This is a genomic window from Roseateles sp. P5_E11 (assembly GCF_054049355.1).
Window position 1 is genome coordinate 1 of the sequence record NZ_JBFUMO010000901.1, and the last position, 1630, is coordinate 1630.

Annotated in this window: 1 protein-coding gene and 1 pseudogene; both read left to right on the forward strand. The window is 62.9% G+C overall.

Going from position 1 to position 1630, the window contains the following annotated elements; translation table 11 throughout:
- Positions 1–1016 (forward strand): tyrosine-type recombinase/integrase (locus ACXJKR_RS31905; protein ID WP_457326265.1); only part of this gene is annotated, 1016 nt, incomplete at its 5' end.
- Between the two features lie 12 nt (positions 1017–1028).
- A pseudogene (locus tag ACXJKR_RS31910) lies at positions 1029–1630 on the forward strand (hypothetical protein); the annotation flags it as partial.

Sequence of the window (1630 nt, forward strand, 5' to 3'; positions counted from 1 at the left end):
GCTCTCAAAAGTCGTGGCAGGCCATCGGCCAGAGCGTCTACGACTTCTTCGGATTCCTGCAGGCGCACGAGCTCGCTTGGGATGATGTTGATCGGGGCGAGCGCAAGTCGCTTGTCGCTGCCTACCGAGACTACTGCAGAGAGCATGCCGGGCTCGCGCCGGCAACGATTCGACAGCGCCTGGTCTATGTCTGCGAGTTCTATGAGTTCGCCCAGCGCCAGTCCTGGATCTCGAAGCTCCCGTTCGACTATGAGATCCGGCGCATCGACCGAAGCCAAGGCTTCCTTGCCCACGCCGATGCGTCCGGTGGCGCCGTTTCCGTTCGGGACGTTATGCCGCGCCACGGCAAGACTCTCCCGAAATTCTTGACCAAGGATCAGGTCCAGGCGTTGCTCACCGTCGCGACCAACGTCCATCATCGGATCCTGATCCGCCTGGCATTGGGCACTGGCCTAAGGCGCGAAGAGCTGGCGACGTTCCCGTTGAGCTACGTCTTCGATCCGGACCGAGCCGGCAGCCGTGTGCGCAACGTCAAGGTTCACCTGGACCCGCATGACGGGTCCGGCATGAGGACAAAGGGGAGCAAGCCTCGCGACATCTACATGCCCCGTGGCTTGATGAATGACCTGCACTACTACGCTAGGCACTACCGCGGCGAACGAGCCCACGGTGCTGACCGCAAGCAGCTGTTCCTTAACCAGTCGGGTCAGCCGTACGCCGCAGACGGAAAAGGCCTGGAGCGCATCGTCCGCGAACTCGGCCGAGAGGCCGGCATGACAGCCTGGCCGCACCTTCTGAGGCACACCTACGCGACCCACACCCTCATCGCTTTACAGCGTCAGGGCGACCGCAACCGGGTGGAGCCGTTGGTCTTCCTGCAACGGCAGCTCGGGCATACCTCAATCCAAACCACGATGGTCTATCTCCACCTGGTCAACGAGATGGCCGACGACGCCGTGCTCGCGTACGACGATGAATTGAACGAGTGGATCAACGGCGATGCCGTCCCCGCCTGAACAGCCTGGCCCATGCCCAAGACGAAGAAATTCATCAAGACCGATATCTCCATCCCCGGCGTTGAGCACGAGCCCGACGCTGCTGGCCACGCCGTCGTTCGGGCCGACGTGATCCCGCCACCCATGGCATCCGTGCCGTTCCCGCCAAACCCAGCAGGCTGGAAGGCCTTCGACTTCGGGCCTTGGTATGGCCTCGGCATTGACGCTGTCACCTACGCCTGCCAGCGCCAGATCGAGCGGTTCCTGCGCAAGCAGGACACCCAGGTCGAGCCGCGCACGGTCGCGAGCTACTGCGAGGGTCTGAAGAAGTTCCTGGACCATCTCGCTGTGTTGCGCGTTGCTCTCAAGCGTGATTTGGCGCTGGCCGATGTCGGACGCCCGATGATCGACTCCTACCTCGCCTCGCTGCGAGACCTCGAGCTGAGCACGTCTTCTCAGAAGACCTACTACGCCCACACCAAACCAGTGCTGCTGGCCCTGGGCCGCCGACGGCTCATCAACCTGGTCGCAACCGGCGATGAAGCGACGTTCCCGGCGAATCCGTTCCCGGGCGTCACCCACAAATACAAAGGGGAGGCGCCGCTGTCGCTTGCCGAGCGGAAGGCCTTCACGAC